Source organism: Blastomonas sp., from assembly GCF_046294995.1.
In the GTDB taxonomy this organism is placed as follows: domain Bacteria; phylum Pseudomonadota; class Alphaproteobacteria; order Sphingomonadales; family Sphingomonadaceae; genus Blastomonas.
This window is the reverse complement of record NZ_JBKBOG010000001.1, coordinates 312,812-326,734: the sequence shown is the minus strand read 5'-3', so window position 1 is coordinate 326,734 and position 13,923 is coordinate 312,812. Positions and strand designations below refer to the sequence as shown.

11 protein-coding genes are annotated in these 13,923 nt (G+C 64.8%); 3 read left to right on the top strand and 8 right to left on the bottom strand.

From position 1 onward, the window contains the following. Nucleotides 1-21: 21 nt before the first annotated feature. The gene (locus ACK4R0_RS01460; RefSeq protein WP_409669139.1) at nucleotides 22-1,029 is read right to left on the bottom strand and encodes a dipeptide epimerase; all 1,008 of its coding nucleotides are present in this window, start codon (nucleotides 1,027-1,029) and stop codon (nucleotides 22-24) included. Continuing rightward, a complete protein-coding gene (locus ACK4R0_RS01455) occupies nucleotides 1,029-3,008 on the bottom strand; it encodes a serine hydrolase (RefSeq protein WP_409669136.1) in 1,980 nt (659 codons plus the stop codon). Before ACK4R0_RS01455 ends, ACK4R0_RS01460 begins: the two co-directional genes overlap by 1 nt. 143 nt (nucleotides 3,009-3,151) lie before the next feature. Here ACK4R0_RS01455 and ACK4R0_RS01450 point away from each other — a divergent pair, with 143 nt between their 5' ends. Together ACK4R0_RS01450 and ACK4R0_RS01445 are read left to right on the top strand one after the other, a co-directional pair. After that, on the top strand, nucleotides 3,152-3,775 hold the full coding sequence (locus tag ACK4R0_RS01450; RefSeq protein WP_409669133.1) for a helix-turn-helix domain-containing protein: 624 nt from the start codon (nucleotides 3,152-3,154) through the stop codon (nucleotides 3,773-3,775). 37 nt (nucleotides 3,776-3,812) lie between these two features. Continuing rightward, nucleotides 3,813-5,516 (top strand): N-acyl-D-amino-acid deacylase family protein, encoded by a 1,704-nt coding sequence (locus ACK4R0_RS01445; protein ID WP_409669130.1) that lies wholly within the window; start codon nucleotides 3,813-3,815, stop codon nucleotides 5,514-5,516. A 38-nt stretch (nucleotides 5,517-5,554) separates the two neighbouring features. Here the strand turns inward: ACK4R0_RS01445 and ACK4R0_RS01440 are convergent, their stop codons facing one another. From ACK4R0_RS01440 to ACK4R0_RS01415, 6 genes are all read right to left on the bottom strand, one after another. Then, nucleotides 5,555-6,787, bottom strand: a complete 1,233-nt coding sequence (locus ACK4R0_RS01440; protein WP_409669128.1) for a PQQ-dependent sugar dehydrogenase — start codon at nucleotides 6,785-6,787, stop codon at nucleotides 5,555-5,557. 131 nt (nucleotides 6,788-6,918) lie between these two features. Continuing rightward, nucleotides 6,919-8,022 carry an alpha-hydroxy acid oxidase gene (locus ACK4R0_RS01435; protein ID WP_409669125.1) on the bottom strand — a complete coding sequence of 368 codons (1,104 nt, stop codon included), beginning with the start codon at nucleotides 8,020-8,022 and terminating at the stop codon, nucleotides 6,919-6,921. Further along, nucleotides 8,006-9,013 (bottom strand): FAD:protein FMN transferase, encoded by a 1,008-nt coding sequence (locus ACK4R0_RS01430; protein ID WP_409669122.1) that lies wholly within the window; start codon nucleotides 9,011-9,013, stop codon nucleotides 8,006-8,008. Before ACK4R0_RS01430 ends, ACK4R0_RS01435 begins: the two co-directional genes overlap by 17 nt. Next, a complete protein-coding gene (locus ACK4R0_RS01425; RefSeq protein ID WP_409669119.1) occupies nucleotides 9,010-9,945 on the bottom strand; it encodes a DUF4198 domain-containing protein in 936 nt (311 codons plus the stop codon). Before ACK4R0_RS01425 ends, ACK4R0_RS01430 begins: the two co-directional genes overlap by 4 nt. 23 nt (nucleotides 9,946-9,968) lie before the next feature. Beyond that, a complete protein-coding gene (locus ACK4R0_RS01420; RefSeq protein ID WP_409669116.1) occupies nucleotides 9,969-10,445 on the bottom strand; it encodes a DUF2271 domain-containing protein in 477 nt (158 codons plus the stop codon). A 23-nt stretch (nucleotides 10,446-10,468) separates the two neighbouring features. Continuing rightward, nucleotides 10,469-11,245, bottom strand: a complete 777-nt coding sequence (locus ACK4R0_RS01415) for a PepSY-associated TM helix domain-containing protein (protein ID WP_409669113.1) — start codon at nucleotides 11,243-11,245, stop codon at nucleotides 10,469-10,471. Between the two features lie 202 nt (nucleotides 11,246-11,447). Between ACK4R0_RS01415 and ACK4R0_RS01410 the strand changes: the two genes are divergently transcribed. Beyond that, nucleotides 11,448-13,847: a TonB-dependent receptor gene (locus ACK4R0_RS01410; RefSeq protein WP_409669111.1), complete on the top strand. Its 2,400-nt coding sequence runs from the start codon at nucleotides 11,448-11,450 to the stop codon at nucleotides 13,845-13,847. Nucleotides 13,848-13,923 lie beyond the last annotated feature (76 nt).

The window sequence follows — 13,923 nt, the reverse complement described above, 5'->3', positions numbered from 1 at the left end:
CGATCGCAACCGGATATCCCGTCAGCTGCCCCAGATGCCCGAAGGGCAGTGAACGCGGCCATCGCGATAGCTCACCCCCGGATCGCGGTCCTGGGCAAGGAAGGTCGGACCATCGAGATCGACGATGTCGCACAATTGGCCGAGCAGGAACGACGGCGCCATCGACAGGCTTGAGCCCATCATGTTGCCGACCATGACACCCAGCCCGAGCAGCCGTGCTTCGCGGGCGATCGCCAGCCCCTCGGTAAGCCCGCCGCATTTGTCGAGCTTGATGTTGACCATGTCGAACCTGCCAACAAGGCGCGCGGTGTCGGCGAGCGTGACCGCGCTTTCATCGGCGACGAACGGGATCGAGCGCTTGAAGCCATCGAGATCGCTCTCGTGCCCGCGCCTGAGCGGTTGTTCGAGCTGCGCGACCCTGAGTCCGATCAGCACCGGCATCAGCCTGGCGAGCGTGCCGATTTCATAGCCCTGATTGGCATCGACGCCGAGCCATGCCTCGGGCCGCGCGCTGCGGATCGCCTCGAGCCGGGCGATGTCGTCGTCGAGATCACCGGTGAGTTTGACCTTGATCGGTGCGAGCGGATCGAGCGCCTGCGCTGCCGCAGCCATCGCCGCAGGCGTGTCGGCCCCCAATGTCAGCGTCGAGAGCAAAGGCCTGGGAGGTTCCAGCCCCGCCAGCTCCCACACCGGGCGCCCGGCCTGCTTGGCCTCAAGCTCCCAATAGGCGCAGTCGAGGGCGTTGCGCGCGCCGCCCGGTGGCAGGAGATTTTGCAGATCCTCACGGCCCGCGCCGTTCTCTATCGCCGAGCGCACGCTTTCGGCTTGCGCCAGCATATGGTCGATATCATCGCCCAGATAATAGACCCCCGCCCCCTCGCCGCGCCCGACATGCTCGCCATCGGACAGGCTCGCGACCATCAACGCGGTTTCGGCGAACACGTGCCCAGAGATGCGAAAAGGCTGGTGGTAGGCGAAGCGCTCGACCCGAAGGTCGAGCGCGAGTGCCGTCTTTGTTTGCAAAGTCATCAATACACCATGTTGAAGCCATAGAGGTTGAACACCACGGTCACCCACACCAGCGGCAGCGCCGCGAGCACCAGCAGCACCGCGCCGAGCCTGGTCGTCCAGCGCCGTTTGCCGGTCCACACCAGCCAGCCATACCAGCCTGCAGTGAGCAGCAGACCAAAGCTGGCCAGCGGCGTGAGGATGCGCATCAGATGGATCAGCCAGTCGAGCGGGCCCCCGATCGCGCCGATATCCGCCGAGAAGGTCAGGATCAGTGCCAACCAGCCGACCACCGCCGCGATCACCAGCCAGGCGAACAGGCGCGACAGGCGATAGGCGGTCCGCGCCCTGCCCTCGAACGGCATGGCGGCCGCGAAATTGCGCCGGACCAGTGCGCGCACCGGCCATGCCAGCGCGGTCAGCAGCACGATTACAAGCGCGAAGATCAGCGCAGGATGGATCCAGTCGGTGTTCACGCTTGCAGGCGCGGGCGTAAGCATCATGAACGGCGAGATCGCATCCATGCTCACCCGGACGACCTTGCCGTCCTTGACCTCGGCAACCAGCCGCTCGCCGGTGTTGCGGTCACGCCAGACAAAGGGCTCAACCTCGACCCAGTCACGCGCTGCGGCGCTGAGGCCGTCGAGCGTTGGCATGCTGATCGATCCACCCTCGGTAGGCACGATTTTCGTCGGCCCCAGCAGCCCGAGCACGCTGAGGAAATTGGTGAAAGACCCGCGGCTCGAGACATAGGTGCCAGCAACCAACGCAGCATGTTCGCGCGCCGTCTTGGCATCGATCTGGGTCATGGGCTCATCGGCGGGCAGATAGCGATCGGCGAACTTGTGGAACAAGGCGCTGCGGATGCCGCCGGCGGCACCTTCAGCGCCTGCGCTGTTCATCGAGATATAAAGGCCGATGTCGGCCTCAGGGAACAGCCACAGATAGCTGTGGAACCACACCGTGTCGCCGCCATGTGCGATCGCGCGCTGGCCGCCGACCCATTGTTCGTAAAAGCCCAGCGCCATGGTGTTGAGGTTCGCCATTCTCGGTGCCCGGTAATCGTGCATCATCCGGGTCGTCTCGGGCTTGAGCAGCACGCCGCCATCGTTGAGATGCGCGATCATGAACTTGCCCATGTCGGCGCCGCTGGCCGACAGACTGCCGGCGGGCGCAGGGATGACGATCTCGAACGGTTCGGGCTTCTGGGAGACGTCGGGATAACCCTTCGACATCAACGGCTGCAGCCTGGCCGGCAATGGCTGGCGGAAGGAAGAGTTCGTCATTCCCAGCGGCGCGAAGATCTTGCTGTCGACATAATCATCGAACGACTGCCCCGAGACCCGCTCGACGATATAGCCCGCAAGCGCGGTGGCATAATTCGAATATGCAGGGGTGGTGCCGGGCGCAAAAACCCGCTGGGGCAGCGCCAGCGGCATCTGCTTCTTGAGCGCCATCGCGGCCTTGGGATCGCTGCTGATCAGATAGCGCACCGACTCTTCAAAGCCTGCGGTGTGCGTCATGATGTGGCGCAGCGTGATCGGCTTGCCGTCGAACGGCGGAATCTGGAAATCGAGATACGTGTTCACATCCTTGTCGAGATCGAGCTTGCCCGCCTCGACCTGCTGCATCACCGCTGTCCAGGTGAACAATTTGGAGACCGATCCCGGACGGAAAAGCGTTGTCTCAGGCGAAACCGGGGTACGCTTGGCGACATCCGCATAGCCATAGCCCTTCTGCAGCACGGTGCCGTCGCCGTTGACCACGACCACGACCGCGCCCGGGATCTTGCCCTTTTCGAGCGCATAAGGGAGGAAGCCGTCGAGCCACGCCTCGACATCTGCCTTGTCGAGTGGCCGCGCTGTCGCCGAACGGCTCCCGGCCTCGATGTTCACCGTCGCCGGCTCAGCGGCCTTGGGCTGCGGCACCGGGCCCTGTGCGACCAGCGGCAGCGCCGCCAGAGCCGCCAGTCCGATCATCGCCTTGCGGATGAAACGCATTGCACTCCCCTTTTGTCCCTGGCGCCGCGCGACACTGCTTGCAGCTTCCAACGCAACGGCTTACCAATAGCCAACAACTGCTAGCCCGTTAGGGACATAATGATCCTGATTAGAAAATTGTCAAACAGCGATTGGATTTTTTGATGGCGGATCGTGCCAACCCGCCGACTTTGGGGACGGTCATGCGCGATATCCGCTCGCGCAATGGCTGGACGCTCAAGCAGATGAGCGCAAAGTCGGGCATCCCCGTATCGACCCTGTCCAAGGTGGAGCATGACCGGCTGACATTGAGCTATGACAAGCTCCAGCAGCTCAGCCAGCGGCTCAACATCCGCATGTCCGATCTGTTCGCCGAATCGCAGGAGGATCCGGCCCCGCGGGTGACCGGTCGGCGCAGTATCGGCACCATTGACAAGGCGGTGCGGGTTACCACCGACAATTACGACTACCATTATCTGTGCACCGACCTCAGGCAGAAGCGGATGATCCCGATCATCACCCGCATCCGCGCGCGCAGCGCCAGCGAATTCGGCGATCTGGTCCGGCACCATGGCGAGGAGTTCATCTATGTCATCGAGGGCGAGGTCGAGATCCACACCGAATTCTATGACCCCGTGGCGCTCACCGCCGGTCAGGGCATCTATCTCGATTCGTCGATGGGCCACGCCTATGTCGTCGCCGAAGGGTGCGAAGAAGCGCTGGTGCTGGGGGTGTGCTCGAGCGCCGACGACGGCCTGATGGACTCGTTGATGAGCCTGCACGGCTGATGGCCGCGATGGGCGGAAAACTTGCGGAGAGGGTGATATGAAACTGCGCCGATCGATCACGCGATACGCTATTGCCGCCATCCTGCCGCTGGCTTTGGCGGGCTGCGCGAGCACCCAGGCGCCCCCTCCCCGCTATGATGTCGTCATCCGCGGCGGCACGCTTTACGATGGCACCGGCGCCGCGCCGATCACGGGCGATGTCGCGATCAGCGGCGACCGGATCGTCGCTGTCGGCACCGTCGAGGGTGCAGGCAAGACCGAGGTCTCGGCGCACGGCATGGCGGTAGCACCCGGCTTCATCAACATGCTGAGCTGGGCCACCGAATCGCTGATCGTTGATCCGCGCAGCCAGAGCGACATCCGCCAGGGGATCACGCTCGAGGTGATGGGCGAAGGCTGGTCGATGGGACCGATCAACGCCAAGATGAAGGCGGACGAGACCGCGCGCCAGGGCGACATCAAGTTCCCGATCGAATGGACCAGCCTGGGCGATTATCTGACCTATCTCGAGACGCGCGGCGTCGCCACCAACGTGGCAAGCTTCGTCGGCGCAGCGACGGTGCGGGTCCACGAATTGGGCGAAGGCGATGTCGATCCTGATGCTGCGCAGTTGGCAAAGATGCGCTCTTTGGTGCGCGAGGCGATGAACGAGGGCGCGATGGGGGTCGGCAGTTCGCTGATCTATGCGCCGGGCTCCTATGCCGAAACCGACGAGCTGGTCGCGCTGACCAGCGAGGCCGCGCGGTGCGGCGGCATGTACATCAGCCACATGCGTTCCGAAGGCGACCGCATCGAGCAGGCGATCGCCGAGCTGATCGAGATTTCGCGCCGCTCGGGCGCGCCAGCAGAGATCTATCACCTCAAGATGGCGGGCCGCGACAACCATGCCAAGCGCGAAGCGGTGGTCCGGCAGATCGAGGCAGCGCGCAGCCAGGGCCTCAGGATCACTGCCGACATGTACACCTATACCGCAGGCGCGACCGGGCTCGATGCCGCGATGCCGACCTGGGTGCAGGCCGGCGGGGTCGAAGCGTGGATCGAACGGCTGAAGGACCCCGCAACGCGCGCGCGCGTCGCCGCCGAGATGAAGGCGCCCGGCAGCGACTGGGAGAACCTGTTCTACGGCGCGGGCGCGGACAAGATGATCCTAACCGGGTTCAAGAACCCCGCGCTCAAGTCCTTGACCGGCAAGACGCTGGCCGAGGTCGCCGCGATGCGCAACCAGTCGCCCGAGCAGACCGCGATGGACCTGGTGATCGAGGACGGATCGCGGGTCGGCACGGTGTATTTCCTGATGTCAGAGGACAATGTCCGCGAACAGATCAAGCTGCCGTGGATGAGCTTCGGTTCGGATGCGGCCTCGCAATCGGCCGAGGGCGTGTTCCTGAAATCCGGCGCGCACCCGCGCACGTATGGCAATTTTGCGCGGCTGCTGGGCCGCTATGTCCGCGACGAGAAGCTGATCTCGCTGACCGAGGCGGTGCATCGGCTCTCGGGGTTGCCCGCGCGCAACCTCTCGATCGCCGATCGCGGGACGCTCAAACCGGGGAATTTTGCCGATGTCGTGGTGTTCGACCCCGCGACCATCGCCGATACCGCAACGTTCGAGGATCCGCACCGTTATGCGGTCGGCATGCGCGATGTCTTCGTCAATGGCATTGCCGCGCTGCGTGAGGGCGAGCCCACCGGCGCTACCCCCGGGCGCGCGGTGCGCGGTCCAGGGTACGGCAACTGCCGCTGAGCATTCAGCGCTCCGCGCGCTGCCAGCAGCCGCGGGTCTTAGCGTCCCCGGCGTGCCAGCCAGATCGTATTGGCATTGTCGTCGACAACGAAGACCGATCCATCGGCGCGGGCGCGGACGCTGACCGGACGACCGTGCACAGTGCCTTCGCGCTGATCGGCAATGAACCCGGTAAGGAAGGGCTGCGGGTCCGACGTAGGCTTGCCGTCGGCAAACGGCACGACGAGCACATCATAGCCTGCCATGTCCGACCGGTTCCACGACCCGTGCCGTGCGATATAGCCGAACTGCCGGCCATTTTCGGGCGGCGATAGCGTCAGGCCCAGCGCAGCAGCATGCGGCCCGACCGCGATATCGGGAATGACGGTCGTGGGCAGCAGTTCGCGCTTGGTGTTGGCGTGGCGGGGGTCCTGCTTGCCCCAATAGCTGTAGGGCCAGCCATAGAATGCGCCTTCGCGGACGCTGGTGACATAATCGGGCGAGATATTGTCGCCAAAATCGTCGCGTTCGTTCACCGCGGTCCACAAGGTGCCATCGGCGGCGATATCCATTCCGACCGGATTGCGCAGGCCTGTTGCATAAACCCGCTCACGGCCCGTCGCCAGGTCGACCGCGAGGATCGCCGCGCGGCGCTCTTCTTCCTCCATGCCGTATTCGCCGACGTTGCTCGCCGACCCGACCGACACGAACAGCGTGCGCTCGTCCGCGCTCAGCTGCAGGTTGCGGGTCCAGTGGTTGTTGTATCCGCCTGCCGGCAGCGAGATCAGCTTGCGTGGCTGCGCGGTGATCTGGGTCTGCCCGGGCGAAAACGGATAGCTCACCACCGCGTCGGTGTTGGCGACGTACAGACGCCCGCCCGCGACAGCCATGCCGAACGGCTGGTTGAGATTTTCGAGCAGCACGAAGGTCTGGTCGGCCATGCCATCGCCATTGGTGTCGCGCAGCAGCGTAATCCGGTTGGCCGAATATCCGGTGACATTGGACCGCGCAAATCCGCGCGCGGTTTCAGGATCGGCATCGAGCTTGGGCTTCTGCCGCGCCTCGCTGACCAGCACGTCACCATTGGGAAGCTCGAGCAACTGGCGCGGATTTTCCAGCCCGCCTGCGAACTTCACCACTTCCCAGCCGCGCGGTGCGCGCGGCGTCTTGCCCTCAGGCCAGCCGATGACGACCGGATGATTGATCACCGCAGGCGTGGCATATGGTTTGTCCTGATCGGGAACGCCCAGCTGCACCTGCGTCTGCGCGATCGCCGAACCTGACGTGACCATAACGGCAATAGCAATGAGACTGGCGCGCATGAAGTGAACCCTTTCCTTTGGCGTATGCATCGCGTTACGCGGCGCGCCCGGATTGGTTCACCTTGATAGCTCAAGTCGGCGGTGGAACTGACCTGATGTGGTCATTGTGATGCAGGACAATACAGGCACCGGGAATCGATCTCCCGTATCGTCCGGCAGCCGGTCAGCGCCATCGCCAGCTCCAGCTCTGCCCGCAGCACGCGGATGGCGTGCGCGACACCCAGCGCGCCCGCCGTCGCGAGCGCATGCAGAACCGGCCTGCCGATCAGCACCGCCTGGGCGCCGAGCGCGAGCGCCCGCAGCACATCGCTGCCGCGGCGGATGCCGCCATCCATCAGCACCGGCACCCGCCCCGCCACTGCATCTGCGACACCGGGCAGCAGGTCGATCGACGCTGGCACCCCGTCGAGCACCCGCCCGCCATGGTTGGACACGATCATGCCGTCCGCGCCGCAATCGAGCGCCCGCGAGGCATCGTCCGGGTCGGTTATGCCTTTGACGACCAGTGGCAGACGGGTGTTGCGCTTCACCCAGGCGACATCGCCCCACACCGCGGCATGCTCCAGCAGCGGTGTGTCGAAAAGCAGCGCTTGCGGGTTTTGGCCAGCGGCGGGCTGTTTCATCCCCTCAAGGTTCACCGCGCGCACATGCGGTGGCAGTACAAAGCCTGCGCGCGCTTCTGCATTGCGCAGGCCGTTGACCGGAGCATCGACCGTCAGCACCAGCGCGCGATAGCCTGCGGCCTCGGCACGGCGAATCAGGCCGAGGGTGAAATCGCGATCGGGCTGGATGTAGAGCTGGAACCACAACGGCGCGGCGGCGGCCTTGGCGATGTCCTCGATCGGCTGGCTCGCCTGGGTGCTGACGACCATGCACGTCCCCGTCGCCCCGGCGGCCAGCGCGGTTGCGCTTTCGCCATCGGGATGCGCCAGGGCGTGATACGCGGTCGGCGCGATCAATATCGGGGCGTCCAGATCCAACCCCAGCAGGTGCGTCGCGGTCGACCCGCCACGCATGTCGCGCAACACCCGGCTGCGCAAAGGCAGGCGCGCAAAGGCGGCGATGTTTTCGCGCAACGTCCATTGATCGCCCGCCCCGGCGTTGAGATAGGCCCAGGCAGCAGGGTCGATCCGCGCCTGAGCAAACGCCTCATAGTCACCCAGCGAGGCGATTTCGCGCGGAATGTGGTCAAGCTGCGGCAGCATCCGTCACCACCATAGCGGCCAGCGCCGGACTGAGCCATTCGCGCCCATCGCGCAGCACGATGCGCGCCATCAGCCCGTGGCGCACCGCGAGCCGCTCGGCCGCATCGTGGTGCAGAACGCCGAGCGCGGTTGCCCAGCCATCGGCCTGCATGCAACTGGGGTGCAGGACGGAAACCGCGGTCGTCTGGTGGATCGCCGGTCGCCCTGTGCGCGGATCGAGCGTATGGCCGCCGCGCAGATAATCGCCCGAGGTTGCGATAGAAAGCTGGTGCAGCGCGATCCGCAGTGTCGGCAGGCGCGTGTTCGGCGGGTTCTCGATATCGACCCACCAGGGGTCGCCATCGGGGCGGAGGCCGCGCCCGGCACACTCGCCGCCGATCTCGACAAACGCATGCCGGATGCCGTGCTCGGCCAGCATATCGGCCACGGCATCGACGGAAAAGCCCTTGGCGATCCCTGACAGATCGAGCCAGACCCCGCCGGGTTGGTGCAGGCTGCGGCGATGCTCATCGAAGCCAAGCTTCCGCCAGCCTGATTGGGCTAGGCACTGCGCAATGTCGGCCTGCGTCGGATCGGTCGTCGTCTGGCGCGACCCCAGCCCCCAGACGTCGGTCAGCCGTCCGATCGCCGGATCGAAAGCCCCGTCCGAGGCCTCGGCAATCGCGAGCGCGCTCGCCATCACAGCTGCAAAGTCACTCGACAGCGCAAACGCGGTGCCCGCATCGGCCCGGTTGAAACGCGACAGCTGCGATTGCGGCTCCCAGTGGCTCATGTCCGCGACGATCTCGTCGAGCCGCGCCTGTACGAACGCGCGCACCTCGTCCTGCCCGACCTTGAGCGAAGACGGCATCGCGGCGCGCACCTGCCAGGTCGTGCCCATGGTCTCGCCGGCCAGATGGATGACCGGCGCGCTGCCATCGAAGCTGCGGAACACGGCCGGGTCCACGGCCTCCGGCACCGCGATGCGGATTGCCGGATCGATACGTGTCATGGGGCGAGCACTTCGAGCGTTGCGGTGTAGCTCATCCGGCGCTTGCTCGCCTTGGGGTGGCTGGGCTTTGCATCGGTGACCGAGGCGTTGAGCCAGTACATCCCCGCCATCGGCCATTGCACGGTCAGAATGCCCCGGTCGTCGGTCATGAGCTTTTGCGTGCCGTCGCTCTCGCGATAGCGGCGGCCACCGGGAATCACCTCGACCTCGAGCCCGGCAGCGGGCTGGCCATCGACCAGAAAGCGGAACTGGCCAGGCTCGTTCGAGACCAGATCGGTCGGCATCGTCACCGGCACGAACTCCAGCCCCTTGCCGGTCGGCTTGAACAGCGTCTCGCTCGGCTCGCCCGCACTGACGAAGAACTCGTTGCGCCCCATCGTTTCGGTGAGGTCGAGATCGGTGGCGTTGGCAGGGATGTCATCGACGCTGGCGACGATATGGCTGGGGTCGATCCGCGGCCTGCCGCCGGGTGCCGCACCTTCGGGACCAGCCGGAGCGGCGGCGCTAACGGCTGCCGCAGGGGCTGGGGCGCCGCCCGCAGCAGGCGCGCCCGGCGGCGGGCCGCGACGGCGACCGACCATCCAGGGCTCGCCATCCACCTTGAAGCTTCCGGAGATACCGGCATTTTCCATGCCGATCCGCCAGGTGCCCGGCTTGTCGATCTTCACATCGAAGGTCGAGCGATATTTGCTCCTGGCAGCGTTCTCGACCGCGCCCATCGATCCGTCGGGCGCCCAGACCTTGACGCCATCGACATTCATCGCGTTGTGGTCGGGTTCGAACGGCGCAGTCGATGCGCCAGCATCCACGGTGACGCTCTGCTGGGTATCGGACAGCACCGTGGTCGAGGGCAGCAACCACTGGTTATGCGCATGAGCGGGGACTGCAAGCCCGATGGCGGCAGCAGTAAACAACAGCGACTTGGCAATCATGGCACGGCCTTTCTGGTGGAGTGTCAACGGGGTTTCACGGTGATGGCGCCCAGCTCGGTTTTCCCGGCGGCCTTGGCAGCGCGGACCGGGACATCGAGCGGCATCGAGACGATCTCGCGCCCGCCATCCTCACGCGCGGCTTCAACGAACAAGGTATAGGTCCCCGGCTTGACGTCGGCGGGGATGGCGATGCGGTGCGCGCCCGGCGCGCGGGTGGCGCCGCTGACGCCATCGGCAGGGAGCTTGAGGCTGCGCCCGCCCTTGCGCCACCAGGTGCGCAGGTCCGCCAGCCATTTGGTGCCGGGTTCGGCGCCGCGCTTGTTGACATCATACCACACCGCCAGCGTCCGCGCCGCACCGCCTGCCTTGGGCTCGAGCCACACCGCGACATAAGGGACGTGATATTCGGCGACATCGATGCGCGGGATGGTGACGGTCACGCTCTGGGCGGACGCCGGGGCGGCAATGACGCCGACCGCGATGGCGAGGCTCTTTTTCATGGCGAGGCTCCTTTGCTTACCTGTCAGAAATGCATGAACAGCAGGATGATGGCTGCCGGGGTCAGTGTCCCCAAGCCGACCAGCGGCCAGGTCGACGGGCGGTGCCGGGCGTGCAGCTGCAACAGCAGCAGCCCGGTGAAGGTAAAGATCACGCACGCCACCGCGAGCACGTCGATCAGCCAGAACCAGACGGTGCCGGTGTTGCGCCCCTTGTGCAGATCGTTGAAGAACGACACCCAGCCGCGATCGGTCTTTTCGGCTTCGATCACGCCCGATTGTCGGTCGATGCTGACCCAAGCGTCGCTGCCGGGTCCGGGGACCGCAACATAGACCTCGTCTTCGCTCCACTCGGCAGCGACGGTGCCCGGGTCGATTCCCACCAAAGCGCGGACTTCGGCACGGACGGCATCGGGCAGCGGCGCCCCTTCCGCCGGCTCGGCGCGCGCCAACAGTCCGGTGAGCGATGACGGTAGCGTGGCCGTTTCGGTAACGATCCGCGGCGTGGCGGAAATCGTCGACGCATGGTTGAGCGTGATGCCGGTCACCGAAAACACGAGCATGCCGGCGAGCGAAATCGCGGCGCTGATCCAGTGCCAGCTGTGCAATTGCTTGAGCCAGAACTGCTTGGGCTTGCGCGCCTTGCGCCGGGCCGGAACGGCGCTGGCGGCAGCGCGGGCACGGGGATTGCCTGTCGCGGCGCCGGCGGCGACCTCAACGGCATGTGCCCGCGCCCCTGTCCGCGCCTCTGGGGCGTGGTGCGGCGCATCGCTGGAGGATGAACAGGATTGATGCAACGACAAGGCAATGTGTCCCGCTGCTGTGCGACCATCGATTGGTCTGATGCCTAATGCACCTGCGCAATCGCGCTCACGCTGTCAAACATTTATTGCGAATGAGAAGCATTTGAGTCGTTTATTGCGAGAGCGTTGCATTAGGATTGACTCTAATAACGATTCGCAATAGCAGCCGCTCCACCACACGTTCTACTCGGGGGAAAACCAAGTGACTGCTGCCAAGAATACGCCACCCTTGCTCGCGCTCAGTTGCGTCGGCGCGATCGCCTTTTCCAGCCCAGGCTTCGCACAAAGCGCCGAGGGCACGCAAAGGCTCGGCGGAATGACCGTATCCGACAGCGCCATCGAGGAAAGCCAGGTCAAGGTGGAGGAAGCCGCTTCCCCCAAATACACAGCGCCGCTGCTCGACACGCCGCAGACGATCACCGTGATCTCCTCCAAGAGCATCCAGCAGCAGAACCTTTTGACCCTGCGCGAAGTGCTGCAGAACGTACCAGGCGTGACATTCGGTGCGGGCGAAGGCGGCTTTGGCTATGGTGACCGCATCATCCTGCGCGGCCAGGATGCCAAGAACGACGTCACCATCGACGGCGTGCGCAGCAGCGCCTTCCAGAACCGCAACGAGACCTACAACATCGAGCAGATCGAGGTCACCAACGGCGCCAATTCGGTCTACAGCGGCGGCGGTTCGGTCGCGGGCAACATCAACCTGGTGACCAAGAAACCGCTCGGTACCGACCAGAGCTATATCCAGGGCGGCATCGGCACGGACAATTATTATCGCGGAACCGTCGACATCAACAAGCGCGTGTCCGACCTGATCGCGGTGCGCCTCAACGCAGTCTATCACGAGAACGACGTGCCGGGCCGCGATGTCGAGTTCTACAAGCGCTGGGGCATTGCGCCAGCGATCACCATCGGCATCGACAGCCCGACCAATCTGACGCTGCAGTTCGAGCATCTCGACGACAAGGCGATGCCGCAATACGGCCTGCGCTATTACGCCAATCTGGGCGGTTTCCTCGACGATTTCGACCGCGAAGGCTATTACGGCTTCGCCAACCTCGACCAGCAGAACGCCAAGACGACCGCGCTGCAGGCGATCTTAAGCCATCAGTTGAGCGACGGCGTGACGGTGCGCAATCTGACCCGCTATGAGCACATCGCGCAGAACACCGTCACCAGCCAGCCCACCGGAACCTTCTGCCTGGCCTCGACCGGCAGGCAGCCGGGCAGCTTCGCGGTCCCGTCGATAGAGGCAGCCTGCCCGGCGACGATCCCTGCAGGCTATTATCTGCCCACCGGGGGACGCGGCGTCCAGCGGCTCATCACCAACGACACCTTCTACAACCAGCTCGATCTCACCGCGGAATTTTCGACCGGAGGCATCGAGCACTCGCTGGTGGTCGGCGCGTCGTATCTGCAGGAAGACTATCGGCAGACGTCAGGCAACTTGCCACGCAATTCCGATGGCACCACGCCTGCGTTCGATCTGGTCAACATCGCCAATCCGGGCGCGGTCGTTCAGGGCCCCGCAGGCTTCGCTTATGGCAGCAATGTCTACACCGGGCCGGTAAACTTCATTCTGGGCAGCAAGAACCGCGGCGATCGCCGGGTTATCGCGGGATATCTGTTCGATACCATCAAGTTCAGCGACATGTTCGAGATCAACGGCGGGCTGCGCTACGAGAACGCGCGCGGATCGAACAGCACGGTATCCTTCGTCACCACCGGTGCCACCCTGGGGCAGGTCAATACCGTGACCGGCCCGTTCGATAACGAAGACACGCTGTTCTCCTACCGCGTCGGCGCCGTGTTCAAGCCCAGCGCAAACACCAGCCTGTACATCGCGACCGGAAACTCGAAGAACCCGTCACAGGCCGCCGTCGATGGCGCCTGCACCGCCGCCAATTGCAACCTGGCACCCGAAACGACCAAGAACTACGAGATCGGCGCCAAGGCAGACCTGTTCGACGCCAAGCTGCTGGTCAATCTCGCGGTCTTCCGCAACGACCGCGACAGCGTTCGGGTCAACTCGAACGACCCGATCTTCCCCGAGCAGCGGCTCGACGGCCAGCAGCGGGTCGAGGGCATCTCGTTCGGCGCATCGGGCAACATCACCGACAACTGGACGATTTCGGCCAACTATATGTACCTCGATTCCAAGGTACGGCAGGGCGTCTCCGATTTCTGCCTCGCCAATCCGGGGACAACCGGCTGCAACAACACTGCCGCCTTCCCCGATCCCTCCGCCGGATCGCAGCTGCAGAACACGCCGCAGCACTCGGGCAGCCTGTTCACCACCTATCGCTTCGATTTCGGACTCGAGCTGGGCTATGGCGTCAACTATCAGGGCAAGTTCCTGCTCAACTTCCCGACTGCGGCCGAACTGGCCGCGGGCACCTATACCCCTTATTACGTGCCGAGCTATACCATCCACCGGCTGATGGTCTCCTACCCCGTCACCGACCGATTGTTCGCGCAGGTCAACGTACAGAACTTCACCAACGAGAAGTACGTCACAACCGTGCGCAACGCGCTGGGCGGAAGCTGGGCCCAGCCCGGGCCGACCCGTCAGGCGGTGTTCAGCCTGAGCTACAGCTTCTGATCGGCCTGGCAAGGCTGCCTCGGTCAGGACCGGGCAGCCTTGCCGCATTGATGGAACGGATTGGGCTGGCGAGCAG

Coding starts and splice junctions, on each gene's coding strand:
- ACK4R0_RS01440 (WP_409669128.1), bottom strand. CDS start 6,787: ATGGTCACGTCAGGTTCGGCGATCGCGCAGACGCAGGTGCAGCTGGGC.
- ACK4R0_RS01450 (WP_409669133.1), top strand. CDS start 3,152: ATGGCGGATCGTGCCAACCCGCCGACTTTGGGGACGGTCATGCGCGAT.
- ACK4R0_RS01425 (WP_409669119.1), bottom strand. CDS start 9,945: ATGATTGCCAAGTCGCTGTTGTTTACTGCTGCCGCCATCGGGCTTGCA.
- ACK4R0_RS01445 (WP_409669130.1), top strand. CDS start 3,813: ATGAAACTGCGCCGATCGATCACGCGATACGCTATTGCCGCCATCCTG.
- ACK4R0_RS01460 (WP_409669139.1), bottom strand. CDS start 1,029: ATGACTTTGCAAACAAAGACGGCACTCGCGCTCGACCTTCGGGTCGAG.
- ACK4R0_RS01430 (WP_409669122.1), bottom strand. CDS start 9,013: ATGACACGTATCGATCCGGCAATCCGCATCGCGGTGCCGGAGGCCGTG.
- ACK4R0_RS01420 (WP_409669116.1), bottom strand. CDS start 10,445: ATGAAAAAGAGCCTCGCCATCGCGGTCGGCGTCATTGCCGCCCCGGCG.
- ACK4R0_RS01455 (WP_409669136.1), bottom strand. CDS start 3,008: ATGCGTTTCATCCGCAAGGCGATGATCGGACTGGCGGCTCTGGCGGCG.
- ACK4R0_RS01435 (WP_409669125.1), bottom strand. CDS start 8,022: ATGCTGCCGCAGCTTGACCACATTCCGCGCGAAATCGCCTCGCTGGGT.